Here is a 1,086-nt window from a genome sequence, read left to right as displayed (position 1 = left end):
ATTAGAGTGGATTATAATATCTATTCTAATGCACTTTTTATTATAAAATATAGAGACCTTAAACCACACTATAAATAAGTATATTTTAAGCACCGTTTAAATTAAATATGAAGGTTTTATATAATATTACAAAATTTAATTAGCATAAAATATAATTATATAGAATATATTTACAATAATTATTATAAGGAGGGAATTAGAGTGGGAAATAAAGTGAAAAGTTTTTTTGCTGCACTTGGATGTTTTTTAATAGGATTTATTATCCAGGCATTTATGCCTGTAATTGAAGGAAAAATGAATTATATATTATTAATATCTTATATAGTAACAGTAGTGATATTTTTACCAATATATATGATTAGAAAGAAAAATCTAACTGAAGAAATACTTCTTAAAAAAACAAAACCTATGAATATAGCCATAGCAGCATTAATAGGTATAAGTATATGGCTAGTTAACTCTGGAGTTTTAGCTTTATTACAATTAAATGGATTGTTTATGGAACAATTCCAAGCAATGAATGAGATTTTAGATCCATTAACTAAAGAAAATTTATTTATTATGATATTAGTAATAGGAATAGTAGCACCTTTGGTAGAGGAATTTTTATTTAGAGGAGTTATATATAGAACTTTAAGCAAAAATATATCAATACCAGTTACAATAATTATTCAAGGAATTTTATTTGGAATATATCATGGTAATCTCATCCAAGGTGTTTATGCTAGCCTACTAGGAATAATATTTGGATTTATAACATATAAAACACAATCTCTATGGCCAGTGATAATTACTCATATGACAAATAATACTATAGTTGTAATTATACCTACAATAATGGGTGATATATATAATACAACTAGTTGTATTATGTTTATTATTATAGGGTTAATCGGAATAATTATAACCATATTTTTTATTAACAAAAATAATCCTAAAGTTATTGAGGAAAATATGGGAATAAATCAATCTAACTTATAATTGAGGATACTTCTTAGCAGAAGCTGAGGAATTTAGAATTAACATTCTTATTAATTAAGAATTAATAATGAATAATGAAGAATTTATGGAAACTTCTCCTTTGCA

Annotated in this window: 1 protein-coding gene; it reads left to right on the top strand. The window is 23.8% G+C overall.

All coding sequences use genetic code 11. The features are described from left to right. The first annotated feature begins 201 nt into the window (after positions 1 to 201). Complete coding sequence (locus B2W91_RS15785) at positions 202 to 981, top strand: CPBP family intramembrane glutamic endopeptidase (RefSeq protein ID WP_291582664.1); 780 nt, start codon at positions 202 to 204, stop codon at positions 979 to 981. The last annotated feature ends 105 nt before the right edge of the window (positions 982 to 1,086 follow it).

Source organism: Clostridium sp. UBA6640 (genome assembly GCF_002455975.1).
Taxonomy (GTDB): Bacteria; Bacillota; Clostridia; order Clostridiales; family Clostridiaceae; genus Clostridium_J.
Note: the sequence above shows the minus strand (reverse complement) of the source record. Positions and strands in the feature narration are given on the sequence as shown.